Raw genomic sequence first — 20,240 nt, 5'->3', positions numbered from 1 at the left:
TTACTCCTTTAACTTGTTTAAATAGTATTCGTAGGTTGCAAACTGCGATCTAACTTTTGTTTTTTTATTCTTCTTATGTTCGTTAGTTTGGGCTAAATTTAAAATTCGTGCTTTTACATTATCGCTCCAACAAATATTAAATGTATCTAATAATTCTTGCTTAATTTCTTTATCGTAAATCGGACAAGTAACTTCAACTCTATTTTCAATGTTACGAGTCATCCAATCTGCCGAAGAAATATAAACTTTAGGATTTCCGCCATTTCCAAACACATAAAGTCTGGTGTGTTCTAAAAACTTATCGACTATACTAATCACTTCAATATTCTCACTCATCCCTTCTATCCCAGGGACCAGACAACACAATCCTCTAACAATCATTTGGATTTTTACTCCTGCTCTACTTGCTTCATATAGTTTATCTACCATTTTATAGCTAGAAATACTATTCATCTTAAGTTTAATACTTGCAGGTTTACCAAGTTTTACATTTACAATTTCGGCATCTATTAATTTAAATAATGCTTTTTGAGTATAATGCGGTGATGTTATAATATGTTTATACCTGTATATTAAATAATTTGTTTCAAAAAAACTAAAAACTTTATTAATATCTTTTAAAATCTTCTGATCTGCAGTAAATAATGTATAATCTGTATATATTTTGGCAGTAGATTCGTTAAAGTTCCCTGTACTTACTATACCGTAGCGTTTTATTTTTTTGTTCTCTTCGCGTTCTATAACACACATTTTACTATGCACTTTAAGACCTTGAACACCAAAAATAAGATTAATCCCTTCAATTTCCATTTGCTCGGCATAAGCAATATTGGCTTGCTCGTCAAAACGGGCTTGTAATTCTATAGATACTGTAACGCGTTTTCCATTTTTTGCGGCATTTATTAAGGAACTCGCAATGTCTGAAATTTGAGCTAATCTATAAATTGTAATTTTTATAGTTTTTACTTGAGGATCTAATGCTGCTTCCCTTAAAAATTTAACCACATAAGAGAACGTATGGTAAGGGGCGTAAAGCAAATAATCTTTTTTAGCAATTAATGCAAATATACTTTCTTCCAGACTTAGACCTTTTACATGTAGTGGTTCTATTTTATCGTAAAGCAAATCGGTTCTTCCCAAACTCGGGAACCCCATATAATCGCGTCTGTTATGATAACGTCCTCCAGGAATAATACTATCTGAAGGTTCTATATTCATTTTTTTCAATAAATAATCTAGAGTTTCCTTTTCTATTTGCTTGTCATATACAAATCGAACAGGTTCACCAATTTGTCTGTGTTTAACACTATCTGATAATTTATCGATAAAACTTTTACTCAAATCACTCTCGAAATCTAATTCACCATCTCTGGTAATTTTAATCATATGAGCTGACACTGATTTATAATCGAAAATATTAAAGATATCATCTAAGCAGTAACGCAATAAATCGTCTAGCATTATAATATAGTCTTTATTGCCTTCTCTAGGAAGCACAACAAAACGGTCCATATTTTTAGAAATTTCTATTAATGCGTATTGATGTTCGTCTGTATTCATATGCATATTTACTGCTAAATACGCTGCACTATCTTTTAATAAGGGAAGCTTGACCAAATCGTTTAAGATGATAGTGACAAGAGCTGGACTTATTTTTTGAATAAAATATTGCTTAATAAATTGATGTTGCGATGGAGATATTTGGTTTTCATCAATAATAAAGATATTCTCTTTCTTTAAATTATTCTGAATATTACTAAGAATTTCTAAACTCTCAGCTTGTTGTTCTATTACAATTTTTGTAATAATTTCTAAAAGTTCACCCGCTTTAATACCACCTAATTCACTTTTACCAGCTTTACCTGCTTGATCGATTCGCTTTACAGTTGCATAACGCACTTTGAAAAATTCGTCTAAATTATTTGAAAATATACCTAAAAATCGCAAACGCTCAATTAAGGGTACGTTTTTATCTTCAGCTTCTTGAAGTACTCTTGCATTAAATTGAAGCCAACTAATCTCTCTATTAATATATATATTATTAGCTTTTTCGATTTTTATCATCTAAATAATTTTTGATTACTTCTTACAAATATATTGTATTTAGAATTTAATTCTGTTTACTATTGTGTTATTAAGTAATGAATACTTTCAAAAACATTAAATTATTTTAAAGCTTTAGGAAATAATTTTAATTTTAAATAACCTGAAGCTAAATCTGACCAGTTTTCTATATTAAATTCTAAAACGACTAAACCACTTGTTGGGACATTTTCGATGTACTCGTTTCCATAAAAATTAACAAAATGATTAATCGCATGATTATGACCAAAAATAAACACAACATCTAAATCATTTGCTAAATTTTTAATAAATTCAGTCAATTTATCACCCTCGAAATCGTATAAATCTTCGATAATTTTCACCGAAATCTGTTCTTCCACAAAAAAGTTATTAACAAAAATATCACAAGTATCTAAAGCGCGTTTCGCAGGACTAGAAAATACACTTTTTAAAGAAATATCTGACATGTTTTTGAAATTCCTACAAACTTTTATAGTATTGGTAATACCTACCGGTTTTAGCGGCCTAAACCGGTCTCCTACACCGTGTTCCCACGAAGACTTACCATGTCTAACAACAACTATTTTTTTCATAATTCTTAATAAATGTTAAACGCTCCAAATAAATTAGCTAGAATCGCATTTTTAAACTAAATTAACATAATTAAACCTTAATTAAATAGTTATAAACACAATTTTTTTAACATGTTAACAAAATTTTATCCGACGTAATGCATTAATGTCCGTCAAAAAACACCCAACTTACACTTCGTCGAAAATAAAGCGTATTTTAACATTAAATTTTGTTTTTCTAACTCTATCTGTCGTTTTTTGTAAGTATTAATTGTCAAAGAATATGATCCCAAGTCTAATTTCAAAACCTAAAGTCTTTGTTTTGCTCGCCAAAACTTTCCCACAAAACTTTATGCCCTCTAGACCGGTTTTACTTCTTAACCAAAAGTAAGATCTGTTGAAACATGAATTAAACTTGAATCTATTTTAAACACATAAATTAACGTTAATCAATAAATTGTATATGGTATCAAATCATGCTTCAAACCTACTTTTCTTTTTTACAGAACGCTTAAGGCATCAGGCCTTAAAAATTATCTCGCCCAGTTTTCAAGACAAAATTTTAAAACCTGCAGGCTTAAACCTTAAAGACGCCACACTGCAATTACAACATTTTGCATTTAGCAAACATATTAACGGACCACTCTTAGCCTGCACAATACAAACGCAATTGCTAAACTACATAGACCCAGAAATAACTAATAATTATAAAGTTGTTAATCCATCATAAGCAGTATTAGGATAACTTAATCGATTCATGAAATGAAAAAATTTTACGCTACGAAATTTAAAGCTTATAAAAACTTCAAACAGTATTCGCTGTTAGCATTATTGCTAATGGCTTTCAGTTTTTATAGCTATGGCCAGTCACCAGTACAATTTAGCTCGAGAGCTAGTTATACAGTTAATGGTGATTTTACTATTATAGGAAATGCCAACCTGACTCCAGAAACGGGAGTTAGTTCGGGAGACATGATATATGTCGATATAGATGGAGATCCAACTACGGTTAACTCATCTTCCGCAACCATTCAACTTAAAAATGAAAGCGGACAAGTGGTAGATAACACATCTAACATTGTTTATGCCGGATTATATTGGACTGGTCGCCCTCCTGGTCAAGAGTTTATTGTTAACAATCCTAACAACGGACTTACCAACACATTAAATAAATCTATAGTGTCTTTAAAAGGACCTGGTTCTAGCGGATATACAGATGTAACTGCTAATTCAGTAGATATCTACTATCCTGAAGGATCTTTTAATGATATGTATATTGCCTATGCAGATGTAACGGGTTTTGTACAATCAAATGGGACAGGTGAATATACTGTTGCAGACATTGCGTTAGTTGAGGGTCAAGATGATACCGTAGGTTTAGGTATTGGATACTACGGTGGCTGGAGTATGGTTATCGTATACGAAAACTCAAGTATGAGAAACCGTAATATAGGTGTTTTTGATGGTTACTCTTTTAAAGGTGTACCTAACGATCCAGATTACGAGCTTCTTAGCTACATAGACTTAGATATTAGCGCTTTAAATACTGCAGATAATGTAAATGCTAAGATAGGTGTTATGGGTGCTGAAGGTGATGCAGATTTAGCTGGAGATGCTTTAACAACACAATACGGAGGAACTGGTGCTTACATACAACGTCTTAGTCATAGCACAAATACAACAACAAACTTTTTTAACTCGTCTATAAACGTTGATGGATTTCCTAGAACTCCTAATGATCCCGTTTTTGGAATTGATTTAAGTAAATTTGACCTTCCTGAACCAAGTGTTATACCTGGGCAAAATAATTTATCTATTCAATATACTGCGACTACAGATAAATACGTTGTTTACAACTTAACTTTAGCTTTTGAAACCGTAACATTACCTGAGCCTCCTGAAGATGCTACATACGAATGTATAGCAGATGTTCCTGTTATGGAAGATTTAATTGCTGATGATGTATGTTCGGACACAGGTGGAACAATTACTTCGGTAAATACACAAACTACAAATTCTACAGATCCTTGTAATGTTATCATTACACGTACATGGTCTTTCACAAACTCATGTGGAGACACATCTTCTGTATCACAAACTATTAATATAATAGATACCACTGCTCCTATTGCTCCTGAAGCTCCTGCAGATATTACAGTCGCTTGTTTAACAGATCTTCCTACAGATCTTGAATTAGAAGCTACAGATAATTGTGGAACTATTATAACTGCAGTTGGTGTAGATAACATCGTATCATCTTCAGATGGCGGATGTAACCAATCAGTAATTCGTACTTGGACATTTGAAGACCAATGTGGAAACTCTTCAGAAATATCTCAAAACATAACAGTAATCGACGATGTTGCTCCAATATTTTTAGATGCTCCTCAAGATATTGTATATGATTGTGATGGAGAACAAAGAATTCCAACAATTGATGCATGGGTACAACTTAATGGATATGGATTAGCAACAGATAATTGTTCAGGTATAACTTGGACAAACAATTACGATTCAACAACACCAACGTGTAACGAGAGTGTTACAGTAGAATTTACTGCAACTGATGCATGTGGAAATTCAATTTCACAATCTGCAACCTATACAGTATTAGATGAAACTGGTCCTGTTATAGGAACTGAACCAGAAGCATTAGTTTTAGAATGTAACGAGAATTCAGAAAATGTATTAAATACTTGGTTAACATCTAACGGAGGCGGTTTGGCAACAGACGCATGTTCTACAGATGTAACTTGGAGTAATGATTTTAACGAAGATACATTCAACCTACAAGCATGTGGTGAAGACAATGCTACAACAGTAACCTTTACTGCAACAGATTACTGTGGAAACATAACAAGTACAACTGCAACCATTACAGTAACAGATGTAACTGCACCTACACTACCAACTAATGTACCAGCAGATGTTGAAGTAGAATGTTATGATGATGTTCCTGCAACAATTAATCTTACTGCAACAGATGAATGTGCCGGTGAAATTACAGTATCAGGAATAGATACAGAAGACAATACAGATCCTACTAATATAATTATTACACGTACTTGGACATTTACAGACGCTTGTGGAAACACATCTGAAGTATCTCAAATGATAACAGTAAGTGATATAACGGCTCCTGTTATAGACAATATCCCTACAGATTTAGCTGTAGAGTGTATATCAGATGTACCTGCAATGGAAGCTTTAACAGCAACAGACAACTGTGCTGGTATAATTACTTCTAACGGAACTGAAACCATTAACGATACAGATGCTTGTAATGTAATCATTACACGTAACTGGGTGTTTACAGACGATAGCGGTAACTCTACAGAGACTACGCAAACTATAACGGTTAAAGATGAAACTGCTCCTATAGTAGATAGTGTTCCTGCAGATATGACAATTGATTGTAATGATGATTTACCTGAAATGGAAGCGTTGACTGCAACAGACAATTGTGCTGGAACTATTACAGCTCTAGGGACTGAAACGGTAGATGACTCTGGTGCTCTATTTACTATTATAACTCGTACTTGGACCTTTACAGATGATTGTGGAAACACAACAGAAGCAACTCAAACAATTTCAGTAGAAAAAGATGTTACTGCTCCTGTAGTAGATAATGCTCCTGCTGACTTAACATTAGAATGTATTGATGATGTTCCAACAATGGAAGTATTAACAGCAACTGATGATTGTGTTGGAGTCATTACTTCTAACGGAACTGAAACCATTAACGATGCAGATGCTTGTAATGTAATTATTACACGTAACTGGGTATTTACAGACGATAGTGGTAACTCAACTGAAGTATCACAAACTATAACAGTAGCAGATGTAACTGCTCCTGTAGTAGATAGTGTCCCTGCAGATATGACTATTGCTTGTGATGAAGAATTGCCTGTAATGGTTGAGTTAACTGCAACAGACAATTGTGCTGGAACTATTACAGCTCTAGGTACAGAAACTGTAGATGACTCTGGTGCTTTATTGACAATTATTACTCGTACTTGGACCTTTACAGATAATTGTGGAAACACAACAGAAGCTACTCAAACAATTTCAGTAGAAAAAGATGTTACTGCTCCTGTAGTAGATAACGCTCCTGCTGACTTAACATTAGAATGTATTGATGATGTTCCAACAATGGAAGCATTAACAGCAACTGATGATTGTGTTGGAGTCATTACTTCTAACGGAACTGAAACCATTAACGATGCAGATGCTTGTAATGTAATTATTACACGTAACTGGGTGTTTACAGATAATAGTGGTAACTCTACAGAAGTATCACAAACAATAACTGTAGCAGATACTCAAGCTCCTATTGTTCCAACTATCCCAGCTGATATAACAATAGAATGTTCAGACGAGTTACCTGTTATGATAGACCTAACAGCACAAGACAATTGTGGTGCAGAAGTTATCGCAACACCTGTAGATGTAACAGACAACACAGATCCATGTAATGTTATAATTACACGTACTTGGACGTTCGAAGATGCTTGTGGAAATGTAAGTACAGGTAGTCAAACAATAAATGTTATAGACGAAACTGCTCCGACTTTAATTGAAGAAGCCACAGACATTGTTTACAATTGTAGTGGAGAGCAAAGAAATGCAACTATCGAAGCTTGGGTAAGTCTTAACGGATATGCATTAGCTCAAGATAATTGTTCTGATATTACTTGGACAAATAACTATGATCCTAGCATTATTAGCTGTGAAGCTCCTGTAGAAGTCATATTTACTGCTACAGATGCTTGTGGAAACTCAACCTCTACAACAGCAACTTATACTATTAACGATGAAACAGGACCAACAATAGAAACAGAACCTCAAGATTTAATCCTTGCATGTTTTTCAGATACTGACACAGTACAAGATTGGTTAAATACTAATGGAGGTGCGACAGCTTTCGATTATTGTTCAGATACTATTACTTGGAGTAACGACTTTGATGCTTCATCATTAAGTGCTGATGCTTGTGGAATAGATAATGCAGTAACAGTAACATTTACTGCTGTAGACTATTGTGGAAATGCTACTCAGACTACAGCTACTATTGCTATAATAGATGAAACTGCTCCTGTATTAACTACAGAAGTTCCTGCAGATGTAACTGTAGAATGTTATGATGATATTCCTACTATGATTTCTCTTACAGCAACAGATGAATGTGCTGGAGATATTACAGTAACTGGAATAGATACTGAAGATAATACAGATCCAACTAATATAATTATCACTCGTACTTGGACGTTCGAAGATGCTTGTGGTAACACAACTGAAGTGTCACAAACTATTACTGTTAATGATGCAACTGCACCTGTATTAGATTCAACGATACCTACAGATTTAGCTCTTGAATGTTTAAGTGATGTTCCAGCAATGGAAACATTAACAGCTACCGATAACTGTGTTGGAACTATAACATCAAACGGTACTGAAGTTATTAATGATGCAGATGCTTGTAATGTGATAATTACTCGTACTTGGATCTTTATGGATAACAGCGGTAATACTACTGAAGTTAATCAAACTATAACTGTGAAAGACGAAACTGCTCCTGTAGTAACAACGCCTCCAACAGATTTAAATATAGAATGTGATGGAGATATTCCCGCATTAGAAGCTTTAATAGCAATAGATAATTGTGCTGGAGAATTAACTTCTGAAGGAACTGAAACCATTAATACTACAGACCCTCTTAATACAATTATCACACGTACTTGGTCATTTACTGATAATTGTGGTAATACAACTGAAGTGTCTCAAACTATAACAGTAAAAGATGTAACTGCTCCTGTAGTAGACCCAATGCCAGAAGATGTAACTTATGCATGTATCGATGACGTTCCTACATTATCAGCATTAACTGCAATAGACAACTGTTCTGGAGAATTAACTTCTGAAGGAACTGAAACAATTGAAGATGCAGATGCTTGTAACGTAACAATTACACGTACTTGGATGTTTACAGATGAGAGTGGAAACGAAACTGAAGTTACTCAAACTATAACAGTAATTGATGATGTGGCTCCAACTGCTCCTGCTGCTCCAGCAGATCTTACAGTACAGTGTATAGATGATGTACCTGTAACTAGCGACTTAACTGCTACAGACAACTGTGGAGAAGCTATTACATCTACAGGTGTAGATACTGTAACAGATATCGATTCTTGTAGTAGTATTATTACTAGAACATGGTCGTTTACAGATTCATGTGGTAATACTTCAACAACAACTCAAATTATTACAGTAGAAGATACTATTGCTCCTACTCTAGTTAGTGACTTAGATACAGAAGTTGAAATCTTTTGTTCAGATATACCTACACAACCAGAATTAGATTTCACAGACAATTGTGCTTCTACTTTAGATGTTGAGTATACAGAAGTAAGTACTGCAACTGGTGCTGCTTTCGAAAACTACTTAATCATTAGAGATTGGACCGTAACAGATACATGTGGTAACGCTGCTGTATTTACACAAACAATAACGGTTAACGTACAACAAGATGTTGTACTAGTAACAGACGACAGATGTACTGAAGGTGGTGCTGTAGATTTAGATAGTTATTTAGTAGATTCTAGTATCGATGGTACATGGGTTGTAACATCTGGAGATACAACTATAAATGGAAGTACTTACGATCCTATTGATTCTGAAGTTGGAGCAAGTTATGAGTTCACATTTACTGAAGCAGATGGTTGTCAAAACCAAACTACAGTTACAATAACAGTTAATGAAGATTGTGTTGAGCCAACTTGTGATCCTATTGTTTCTACAACAGTAACACCTAACGGTGACCAGTGGAACGAATACTTTACAATAACAGGTCTTGATAGATGTGGATTTGTAATAGACGTTGAAATTTACAACAGATGGGGAGCATTAGTTTATAAAGCTCAAGATTATCAAAACAACTGGAATGGTAAAAACGATAAAGGCGCTTTTGGTAATGCTAATAACTTGCCAACAGGAACATACTATTATATTGTAACATTAAAAAATAGCGGATTGAAACCACTAACAGGTTCAATTTACTTAGGAACCAAATAAAAAATAACCTATGAAAATTTTAAAGCATCACATAGTAGCTTTAGCATTATTGAGTTGCACGGTTGGAATGGCACAACAACTGCCACAGTTTACTCAATACATGTATAACACCATATCTATTAACCCTGCGTATACAGGAAGTAGAGAGACCTTAAGCGTTGTTGGCCTTCATAGAAGCCAATGGGTAGGTATTGATGGTGCTCCTACAACACAAACTCTTTCTGTGCATTCGCCTTTAGAAAACGAAAAGATAGGAATTGGTGGTTCATTTATACATGATGAACTTGGAGCAGAAAACTTCAATTATTTATATGGAAGTTTTTCATACACAATTAATACGGGTGAAAAATCTAAATTAGCTTTTGGTATTAATGCTGGGTTTACTCAGTATAGTTTAGACCAGGACTTCAGATTAAACAACCCAGACGATCCGATTATTTATGGTATTGAAGATCGTTGGGCTCCAAACGTAGGAGCAGGTGTTTACTGGCATTCAGAAAGGTGGTATTTAGGTTTATCCGCTCCTAGAATTTTAAACACAGATTATAACACTAACGAATATGAAGCTCTAGAGCGAGTAAGTTATTACTTCACTGGAGGGTATGTTTGGGACATTGGAAGTTATACAAAGTTTAAACCATCATTCTTATTAAAAGCAACCAATGGTGCACCTATATCATACGATGTTACAGCAAACTTCTTATTCTACGACAAAATGTGGATTGGAGCTGGTTTCAGACATAACTCAGGTGTAGATGGTAATCAATCAAACGGAGTTTCAGATTACTCATTTGGTGGTACTAATGCAATTGCAGGTTTAATTGATTTCCAAGTATCTAAACAACTAAGAATTGGTTATACTTATGAATCACCTATAAATTCTGAAATTAAATATTACCAAAGCGGAACTCACGAGATCATTTTAATGTTCGAATTATTTAAAGAAAGACGTATTAAATCCCCAAGATATTTCTAAAGACTACCACTATGAAGACAAAATTAATATTCACCATACTAGCACTATCAAGTACTTTTATCTTTGCTCAAAAAAAGGTAGCCGACAAATTCTTTAAAAATTACGCTTATGTTAAAGCAAGTGATTTATACCAAGAGGCTGTTAAAAAAGGAGACAGTAGTGCACATGTATTAACACGTTTAGGAGATTGTTTTTACAACAACTCAGATTCTGAAAAAGCTGCAACTTGGTATGCAATGGCTATTGAAAAACACGATGATGTAGATCCTATTTATTATTATAAATATGCACAATCATTACGTAGTTTAGGTCAGTATGATGACGCTGTTGTGTATTTAGAAAAATTTAATGAAGCACAAAAAGATGAAGATCGTATAGATGGAACAGATTTTACAAATGTTGCTCTTTATGAAAAACTAAAAAGTACAGAAGGTATTTATGTAGATATAATTAACCTACCTATTAATACTATAAATTCTGATTTTGGTGCTTTTGAATACGACGGAACTTTATACTTCGCCTCTACTTCTAAGAAAACTAAAGATGAATTATATGCTTGGAATGATCAGCCATTTTTAGACATATACCAATCTGATATTTCTGAAGGTGCAGATGGAGAAGATGCTTTAAATTATACATACCCTAATTATGTTAAGAGTGATCAAATCAATACTAAATATCACGAAGCAAGTGTTGCCATTACAAACGATGGTAAGACTATGTATTTTACAAGAGATAACGTTAGTAAAAACAGAAAATTAAAAGCAGATCGAGAAGGAACATCTCACTTAAAAATTTACAAAGCAACATTAGTAGATACAACTTGGCAAGATGTTCAAGAATTAAATTTTAACGATAAAGTATTCTCTACAGGTCATCCTGCTTTAAGTCCAGATAATAAAACACTATACTTTACTTCAGATAGAGAAGGAGGATATGGACAATCTGATATTTGGAAAGTTGCAATTTTAGGAGACGATAATTATGGTTTCCCAGTAAATTTAGGTGCAGCAGTAAATACAGCTGGAAAAGAAATGTTCCCGTTTGTAGATCAAGATAACAACTTATACTTCTCTTCAGATAGTTATTTAAACCTAGGATTATTAGATATCTTTAAATCTGATGTTTTAAAAGGTGGAACGAGTGTAGAAAACATTGGAGCACCTTTTAATAGTGGCTTAGATGATTTTGCTTATAACATCAATACTGGAAATGGTAGAGGATATTTCTCTTCTAACCGTGAAGGTGGTAAAGGAAGTGATGATATTTATTCTTTCGAGATTTGTGCTCAAATGATCACAGGTACTGTAAGAGATAGTAGAACGGTATTACCTTTGGCTTTTGCTAGTGTTCAATTAATAGACGAAACTGGTAAAGTCGTTAAAGAGGTAATGACAGGAGAAGATGGTTTTTACTCTTTCAAAGTAAGCTGTAATAACACCTATAATATTTTAGGTAGTAAAGCAGATTATAAAGACGACTTAAGAGAGGTGAGCACATCTTTAATTAATGGAAACGAAGTGACTATAGATCTTAACTTAATACCACTTATTATTGAAGATGAAATTGTGATTAACCCTATTTACTTCGACTTCGATAAATGGGATATTAGAACAGATGCAGCTTACGAGTTAGAAAACATTGTAGGTGTAATGAGAGAGCATCCAAACATGAAAATTAAAATTGAATCGCATACAGATAGTCGTGGTCCAGATAATTATAACTTAACTTTATCTGATAAGCGTGCTAAATCTACAAGAGATTATATCTTATCTAGAGAAATTGATCCAAGTAGAATTGAAAGTGCAATTGGATACGGAGAAACACAACTGGTTAATGATTGTGCTAACGGAGTTAAGTGTACTAAAGAACAACACCAAGATAACAGACGATCTAAGTTTATTATCTTAGAAAATAAGCAATAATTATTACTCAATCACAACAATAAAAAAAGCCGCTATTAAGCGGCTTTTTTTATTTATGATAGTTGACAAGTATAAAGTAACTTGACTCCCCTACACCATCCACAATAAAGCTATTAGTGCTTTTAAATGATTAATGTATGTCATCAAAAACTATCAATTGTAATCATACTAGTGAAATATTTAACCGCAATGTAACACACTTAATTTCTCTGATTAAAATGAATTATAATCGAAGTTAATGCTAAGTCTAACTTGACATACATAAGCTCAGTGTATTATCATTTAGAGCATCACCAGTAACTAGATTGATTGCTCATTATAATATTAAGTAAGAGAAATAAAAGTGATTCTTAGCCAACCTAAACAGGCATAATTATGACATAACATACACTAACTAGACATTTTTAACAGACTATCAAACACTCTTAATTACCAAACTAATTGATTACTTAAAACACAAGCTACTCTCCTACTCGAGCGGTAGACAAACTTTTGTTAACTGTATTTAATTTTACATACTAAATTAACGAACCTCAACTGGTCTACTTAATCTTAAAATATAACTTATTTATAACTTGTTTATTTAGCTGATAATTGTAACATTTGGTTTGGTTAAAAAAAGTGGATTCATTTTAATAGAGAACTACAATTTTGCACTTATATTAATTGGAATAATATATACTATATTATATTTTGATGCAGTGAGCTTTATGAGTTAACTGGTAGAAAACATATATCATTTAGAGCTTTAAAGAAAAGCGTATAATGAGTTTATATAACATTAAGTTGTAAAACAAATCTAGTTTTATCAGGCCTAGAGACGCTTTAAAAGCTTTTAAAACTATACGTTAACTTCTATTATATTAAGTAAGGTTAAAGCATAAAAAAGCCTGTGATATAAATTCACAGGCTATTTCATTAACTTATATACGAACTAAATATTATTTAGCAGCATCTAATTTTGCTTGTACTTCTTTAGCTTTATCAGTTTCACCAGTAGCGTTGTAAATATTTATTAATTGTTGGTAAATATTTGGTACTGGATTAGGGTTTTTAGCAATATATTGAACTAGAACATCTGCTCCTTTGTCAAATAAACTAGTCTTTTTAGCGCGTAACTCATCGTAACGTGCATTATCTGCTTTACTTGTACCTAAGCTATTCATTTCTTCAATTAGAGAGTTTCCTTCATCAATGTAAGTTGTAGACTCGTTTAAAGCTGCATCTGCATAATCAGGCTTAATCTCTAGAGCTTTTTCGAATGCAGTTCTTGCACCTTCAAAGTCTTGATTCTTTAAAGAAATAACACCAATGTTGTAGTGTAAGTTTGGATTGTCTGGTTGTTGTTTAACAGCCTCTTCCATTAATTCTTTAAACTTATCTGTTTCTTCTAATTCTAAATATAAATTAGCTTCAGTTAAGATTAAATCTAAGTTATCAGGATCTTGTAATCTTGCTTTTTTAGCTGCTGCTAAAGCTTCATCTGTTTTTCCTTGAGATACTAAAATTAAAGCGATGTTCTTAGTGATTTCACCTTGTTTAGAATCTGTTTTACGCATACCTGGATTGTTATGAGATTTTGCTTTCACAAATAAATCTCTTTGGCTTTGAGCCATAACTTCTTCTTCTCCAGTTGCCACATTTGTAGCATAATATTGCGTTTCGATACCTGTGTATCCTAACTCATCTAAAGTTTTGTACTGTCTTAAAGCCGTATCGTAATCCTGATCACTTACAGAACTTACTGCTGCATAATACAAATACGTAGTATCTGTAGGCACAATGTTGTATAATTGCTCAAACTGCTGACTAGCTACTGTATAATTCTTAGCCTTGAAGTTGTCGTTCGCTTTAACTAAATACGTGTTTTGCATGTTGTTTTTAAACTCTGCTACTTCACTCTTCATAGAATCATCAACCTGATCTAAGTTTTCAAGCGCTTTAGTAACATCTGCTGCAGAACCTGCACCATTTGCATATAAAGCTTCTGCTTGTAGATAATAATACTTTGACTTGTATTTATCATCTATAGAAGATAACATTGGCGTAACTTGATTTAAAGATGCCTTTGCTTCTGCGTAATTATTGCTTTTAATTGCCTTTTCCGCTGCCTTTAATTCTTTTTTTTGTGCAAAAGAAAATGCACTAACGGATAAAGCCAAAGCAACTATAACCTGTTTTTTCATTGTAATAAAATTATGTTAATTGTTAATTAATTGTTTTCTATGTTGTCATTTTCAATTGTAGTATCATCACCATCTGTAGGTGTATCTACACCTTCTTCTGCTTCAATATCTACTAAGGTTTCTTCTTCATGCATTACTTTCGCAACTGCTGCTATAGAATCATTCCCTTTTAAATTTATAAGTTTTACACCTTGTGTTGCACGACCCATTACTCTTAAATCTTGAACAGCAATTCTAATGGCGATACCTGATTTATTGATAATCATAAGATCGTCTGAATCTGAAACAGTTTTAATGGATACTAATTTACCCGTTTTTTCTGTAATAGAAATCGTTTTTACACCTTTTCCTCCACGGTTAGTAACTCTATAAACTGGTTCTCCATCTTCTGGATCGTCAATATAAGTACGTTTACCATATCCGTTTTCAGAAACAACTAAAACAGATTCTTCTTGTGGGTTCTCTACAGTAATCATGCCAATAACCTCATCACCTTCATGTGCTAAAGTAATTCCGCGTACTCCAGATGCACCTCTTCCCATTGGTCTTGTCTTAGCTTCTTCGAAACGAATGGCTTTACCAGACTGTAAGGCTAACATCACTTGACTTGTTCCTGTTGTAAGTTTAGCTTCTAAAAGTACATCGTCTTCTTTAATTGTGATGGCATTAATACCATTAGTTCGCGGACGAGAATATTGCTCTAAAGATGTTTTCTTAACTTGACCATTTTTAGTCGCCATGATGACGTAATGACTATTAATATACGCTTCGTCCTTAAGGTCTTGAGTACAAATAAATGCCATAACTTTATCGTCTTGTTCAATGTTTATTAAATTCTGAATAGCTCGACCTTTAGAGGTTTTACTTCCTTCAGGAATTTCGTAAACACGCATCCAGAAACATTTTCCTTTTTGTGTAAAGAATAACATGTACTGGTGGTTGGTTCCCACAAATAAATGCTCTAAGAAATCTTCATTTCGGGTTGTTGAAGCTTTTTGCCCAACACCACCTCTATGTTGTGTTTTATATTCATTAAGCGAAGTACGCTTAATGTAACCTGCATGAGAAATAGTAATTACCACTTGCTCATCCGGGATCATATCTTCAATACTTAAATCACCTCCTGCATATTCTATAATAGAACGACGCTCATCACCATATTTATCTTTAATAACTTGAAGTTCGTCTTTAATGATATTCATTCGACGTTCTTTCTTTTCCAAGATATCTTTTAAATCCTCTATGGTTTTCATAATATCGTCGTATTCTGAACGTAACTTGTCTTGCTCTAATCCTGTTAACTGGCGTAGACGCATTTCGACAATAGCTTTAGCCTGAATTTCAGAAAGTTTAAAACGTTCTATTAAACGTTCACGAGCTTCATCTGCATTAGATGAACTACGAATTATTTGAATCACTTCATCAATATTATCAGAAGCAATAATTAATCCTTCTAATATGTGAGCACGCTCTTCTGCTTTACGTAATTCGTAAGTTGTACGTCTTACTACAACGTCATGTCTATGCTCAACAAAATGATGAATTAAATCTTTTAAGTTTAACAATTCTGGACGTCCATTAACCAGTGCAATATTGTTTACACTAAAAGACGTTTGTAATTGTGTGAACTTATATAATTTATTTAAAACGATATTAGGAATCGCATCACGTTTTAATACATATACAATACGCATTCCATTTCTATCAGACTCATCTCTTATCGTAGAAATACCGTCTAATTTTTTATCGTTCACTAAATCGGCTGTTTTTTTAATCATTTCAGCCTTATTTACTTGATACGGAATTTCTGTAACAATAATACATTCGCGTCCGTGCACTTCTTCAATATTAGCTTTGGCTCGCATTATAACACGACCACGCCCTGTATGAAAAGCTTCTTTTACACCATCGTAACCAAAAATGGTTCCTCCAGTAGGAAAATCGGGAGCTTTTATATATTGAATTAATTCGTCTATTGTAATATCTTTATTTTCGATATACGCAATAGTACCTTCAACCACTTCTGTTAAATTGTGTGGTGGCATATTAGTAGCCATACCTACAGCAATACCAGAGGCTCCATTAATTAATAAACCAGGAACACGTGTTGGTAACACGGTTGGTTCTTTTAATGTATCATCAAAGTTTAATTTATGGTCTACTGTTTCCTTGTCGATATCTGCCAACATGTCTTCAGAAATCTTGCGCATACGCGCTTCTGTATAACGCATTGCTGCAGGACTATCTCCATCTACAGAACCAAAGTTACCTTGCCCGTCTACTAACATATAACGTAAACTCCATTCTTGAGCCATACGTACCATAGCGTCGTAAACCGATGTATCTCCGTGTGGGTGATACTTTCCTAAAACTTCACCAACAATTCTTGCTGACTTTTTATGCGCTCCAGTTGCTCTAACTCCCAGTTCGTACATTCCATATAAAACACGTCTGTGTACAGGTTTTAAACCATCTCTAACATCGGGAAGCGCACGTGACACAATGACTGACATTGAATAATCAATGTAAGCCGTTTTCATTTCGTCTTCGATATTAATTGGAATAAGCTTTTCTCCTTCTGCCATCTATAAAAATAATTTAGTTATCTTGTGTGTTTCAAATCGCGCTAATATAACCATTTCGCGAGTAATAGCAGGCGTTTTAACACTGTTTTTAAGCGTTTTTATTAACAATTCGTACAAGGGGTTTAGTTAATAAGTAAGACAGCAAATATTTTGATTATACAAAGATTTTTTTTCTATTAGCATAAATCATATAATTAAGGTATACTTTTTGTCTTTGGTAATATGTTTTAGTAATTTTAATGCAGAAAGGATTTAATTTATGGATGATAATTTTTCACCAAGAGTAAAAGATGTTATAGCTTATAGTAAAGAAGAAGCCCTACGTTTAGGACACGACTTTATTGGCACAGAACATCTTATGCTTGGACTTTTAAGAGACGGTAACGGTAAAGCAATAAATATTTTAAACGCCTTAGATATAGATCTAAATCATTTAAGGAGAAAAGTAGAAATATTAAGCCCTGCAAACCCAACATTAACCGCAATTTCTAACGAGAAGAAGAATTTGCACCTTACAAGACAAGCAGAACGCGCTTTAAAAACAACATTTTTAGAAGCCAAGCTATTTCAAAGTAATTCCATTAACACCGCACATTTATTATTGTGTATATTAAGGAACGAAAATGACCCTACAACTAAGCTCTTAAACAAGTTGAAAGTAGATTATGATAACGTTAAAGAACAATTTAAATTTATGATTACAAACGATGATAATTATATAGAACCAAAGGCTGAATCCTTCCAAGATGACGGCCCTAGCGAAGATGACGCTACAAAAGATAATTTGTTCAATACACCAACAGGAAAAGCAAACAAAAAATCTAAAACACCTGTTTTAGATAATTTTGGTCGTGATTTAACAGCCATGGCTGAAGAAGGTAAACTAGACCCTGTTGTTGGACGTGAAAAAGAAATTGAACGTGTCTCTCAGATTTTGAGTCGACGTAAAAAAAACAACCCACTTTTAATCGGAGAACCTGGTGTTGGTAAGTCTGCCATTGCAGAAGGTTTAGCGAACAGAATTGTAAAACGTAAAGTATCTAGAATTCTATTTAATAAGCGTGTTGTAACTTTAGATTTAGCCAGCTTAGTTGCTGGAACCAAATATAGAGGACAGTTTGAAGAACGTATGAAAGCCGTAATGAATGAACTTGAAAAGAATGAGGATATTATTCTTTTTATTGATGAAATTCACACCATTGTAGGTGCCGGTGGAGCTACAGGAAGTTTAGATGCTTCTAACATGTTTAAACCAGCTTTAGCACGTGGAGAAATTCAATGTGTTGGTGCAACAACTTTAGACGAATACAGACAGTATATCGAAAAAGATGGCGCCTTAGAACGTCGTTTCCAAAAAGTTATTGTAGAACCAACTACAGTAGAACAAACCATTGAAATTTTAAATAATATAAAAGATAAATACGAAAGTCACCATAACGTAAATTATACACCAGAAGCTATTACTGCTTGTGTAAAATTAACTAGTCGCTATATGACAGATCGTTTTTTACCAGACAAAGCGATAGATGCTTTAGACGAAGCCGGTTCTCGCGTACACATTACCAATATTAATGTGCCTAAAAAAATTCTTGAACTTGAAAATGAACTTGAACAAGTTAGAGAAACAAAAACATCTGTTGTTAAAAAACAAAAATACGAGGAAGCAGCTAAATTAAGAGACGATGAAAAGCGTCTTGAAAAAGAGTTAGCGATCGCACAAGAAAAATGGGAAGAAGATACTAAACAACATCGCGAACTAGTCACAGAAGATAATGTAGCAGATGTCGTTTCTATGATGACTGGAATTCCAGTTAACAGAATTGCCCAAACAGAAAGCAATAAATTGGCCGTTTTACCAGAACTTATAAAAGGAAAGGTAATCGGACAAGACGAAGCGGTTTCTAAAGTGGTAAAAGCCATTCAAAGAAATCGTGCTGGACTTAAAGATCCTAACAAACCAATTGGTTCATTTATCTTTTTAGGTCAGACAGGAGTTGGTAAAACCCAATTAGCTAAAGTACTTGCTAAACAATTATTTGATAGTGAAGATGCATTAGTTAGAATAGATATGAGTGAATACATGGAAAAATTCGCCATTTCTAGATTAGTTGGAGCGCCTCCAGGATACGTAGGGTATGAAGAAGGTGGACAGTTAACCGAAAAAATTCGTCGTAAACCTTACGCTGTTGTCCTTTTAGATGAAATTGAAAAAGCGCATCCGGATGTATTTAACATGATGCTTCAAGTTTTAGACGACGGATTCTTAACAGACAGCTTAGGTCGTAAAATAGATTTCAGAAATACTATTATTATCATGACATCTAATATTGGTGCCCGTAAATTGAAAGATTTCGGTACTGGAATTGGTTTTGGTACTGCATCTCAAAAAGCACAAGAAGATGCGAATACAAGAAGCGTTATTGAAAGTGCTTTAAAGAAAGCCTTTGCTCCTGAGTTCTTGAATAGAATAGATGATGTTATTGTATTTAATACTTTAGAAAAAGCAGACCTTAACGATATTATCAAAATAGAACTTGATAAATTATTGTTACGCATCAAAGATCTTGGTTACGATTTAAAACTAAGCGACAAAGCAACTAGTTTTATTGCAGAAAAAGGATTTGATAAACAATATGGAGCACGTCCTTTAAAACGGGCCATTCAGAAATATGTTGAAGATGCTTTAGCAGAAAAGATTATTACATCTAAAATTCACGAAGGAGATGTTATTTTAATGGATTTAGATGATGCTAGTCAAGAACTTGTAATCACCATTGAAAAACAAGAAAATCCCACAGAATCTTAAAAAAGATTAATTATTTTAAACCAAATGTCCGTTGTTAACCCTTCGGACATTTTTT

At 33.6% G+C, this 20,240-nt stretch carries 9 protein-coding genes; 5 read left to right on the top strand and 4 right to left on the bottom strand.

The genetic code is table 11. The annotated features are described in order from the left end of the window. Together ppk1 and AST99_RS06495 are read right to left on the bottom strand one after the other, a co-directional pair. Positions 1 to 2,064 (bottom strand): polyphosphate kinase 1, encoded by a 2,064-nt coding sequence (gene ppk1 / locus AST99_RS06500; RefSeq protein WP_057780417.1) that lies wholly within the window; start codon positions 2,062 to 2,064, stop codon positions 1 to 3. 101 nt (positions 2,065 to 2,165) lie between these two features. After that, on the bottom strand, positions 2,166 to 2,657 hold the full coding sequence (locus AST99_RS06495; RefSeq protein WP_057780414.1) for a SixA phosphatase family protein: 492 nt from the start codon (positions 2,655 to 2,657) through the stop codon (positions 2,166 to 2,168). 442 nt (positions 2,658 to 3,099) lie between these two features. Between AST99_RS06495 and AST99_RS06490 the strand changes: the two genes are divergently transcribed. The 4 genes from AST99_RS06490 to AST99_RS06475 are packed head-to-tail and all read left to right on the top strand — an operon-like array spanning position 3,100 to position 12,608. Next, complete coding sequence (locus tag AST99_RS06490; RefSeq protein WP_057780412.1) at positions 3,100 to 3,366, top strand: hypothetical protein; 267 nt, start codon at positions 3,100 to 3,102, stop codon at positions 3,364 to 3,366. 32 nt (positions 3,367 to 3,398) lie between these two features. After that, positions 3,399 to 9,707: a T9SS type B sorting domain-containing protein gene (locus tag AST99_RS06485; RefSeq protein WP_057780410.1), complete on the top strand. Its 6,309-nt coding sequence runs from the start codon at positions 3,399 to 3,401 to the stop codon at positions 9,705 to 9,707. A gap of 10 nt (positions 9,708 to 9,717) precedes the next feature. Next, the gene (locus tag AST99_RS06480) at positions 9,718 to 10,683 is read left to right on the top strand and encodes a PorP/SprF family type IX secretion system membrane protein (RefSeq protein WP_057780408.1); all 966 of its coding nucleotides are present in this window, start codon (positions 9,718 to 9,720) and stop codon (positions 10,681 to 10,683) included. An 11-nt stretch (positions 10,684 to 10,694) separates the two neighbouring features. Next, positions 10,695 to 12,608 (top strand): OmpA family protein, encoded by a 1,914-nt coding sequence (locus AST99_RS06475; RefSeq protein ID WP_057780406.1) that lies wholly within the window; start codon positions 10,695 to 10,697, stop codon positions 12,606 to 12,608. Positions 12,609 to 13,549: 941 nt separating this feature from the next. On the opposite strand, the gene AST99_RS06470 is transcribed toward AST99_RS06475, so the two are convergent. Together AST99_RS06470 and gyrA are read right to left on the bottom strand one after the other, a co-directional pair. After that, on the bottom strand, positions 13,550 to 14,794 hold the full coding sequence (locus tag AST99_RS06470) for a tetratricopeptide repeat protein (protein WP_057780404.1): 1,245 nt from the start codon (positions 14,792 to 14,794) through the stop codon (positions 13,550 to 13,552). Between the two features lie 26 nt (positions 14,795 to 14,820). Next, a complete protein-coding gene (gene gyrA, locus AST99_RS06465; RefSeq protein WP_057780402.1) occupies positions 14,821 to 17,379 on the bottom strand; it encodes a DNA gyrase subunit A in 2,559 nt (852 codons plus the stop codon). Between the two features lie 259 nt (positions 17,380 to 17,638). Between gyrA and AST99_RS06460 the strand changes: the two genes are divergently transcribed. Continuing rightward, positions 17,639 to 20,185: an ATP-dependent Clp protease ATP-binding subunit gene (locus tag AST99_RS06460; RefSeq protein WP_057780400.1), complete on the top strand. Its 2,547-nt coding sequence runs from the start codon at positions 17,639 to 17,641 to the stop codon at positions 20,183 to 20,185. Positions 20,186 to 20,240 lie beyond the last annotated feature (55 nt).

The organism is Formosa algae (genome assembly GCF_001439665.1).
Lineage (GTDB): Bacteria > Bacteroidota > Bacteroidia > Flavobacteriales > Flavobacteriaceae > Formosa > Formosa algae.
Note: the sequence above shows the minus strand (reverse complement) of the source record. Positions and strands in the feature narration are given on the sequence as shown.

Excerpts from the sequence above, each read along its gene's own strand:
- ppk1 (WP_057780417.1), bottom strand. The coding sequence starts at position 2,064 with ATGATAAAAATCGAAAAAGCTAATAATATATATATTAATAGAGAGATT.
- AST99_RS06495 (WP_057780414.1), bottom strand. The coding sequence starts at position 2,657 with ATGAAAAAAATAGTTGTTGTTAGACATGGTAAGTCTTCGTGGGAACAC.
- AST99_RS06490 (WP_057780412.1), top strand. The coding sequence starts at position 3,100 with ATGGTATCAAATCATGCTTCAAACCTACTTTTCTTTTTTACAGAACGC.
- AST99_RS06485 (WP_057780410.1), top strand. The coding sequence starts at position 3,399 with ATGAAAAAATTTTACGCTACGAAATTTAAAGCTTATAAAAACTTCAAA.
- AST99_RS06480 (WP_057780408.1), top strand. The coding sequence starts at position 9,718 with ATGAAAATTTTAAAGCATCACATAGTAGCTTTAGCATTATTGAGTTGC.
- AST99_RS06475 (WP_057780406.1), top strand. The coding sequence starts at position 10,695 with ATGAAGACAAAATTAATATTCACCATACTAGCACTATCAAGTACTTTT.
- AST99_RS06470 (WP_057780404.1), bottom strand. The coding sequence starts at position 14,794 with ATGAAAAAACAGGTTATAGTTGCTTTGGCTTTATCCGTTAGTGCATTT.
- gyrA (WP_057780402.1), bottom strand. The coding sequence starts at position 17,379 with ATGGCAGAAGGAGAAAAGCTTATTCCAATTAATATCGAAGACGAAATG.
- AST99_RS06460 (WP_057780400.1), top strand. The coding sequence starts at position 17,639 with ATGGATGATAATTTTTCACCAAGAGTAAAAGATGTTATAGCTTATAGT.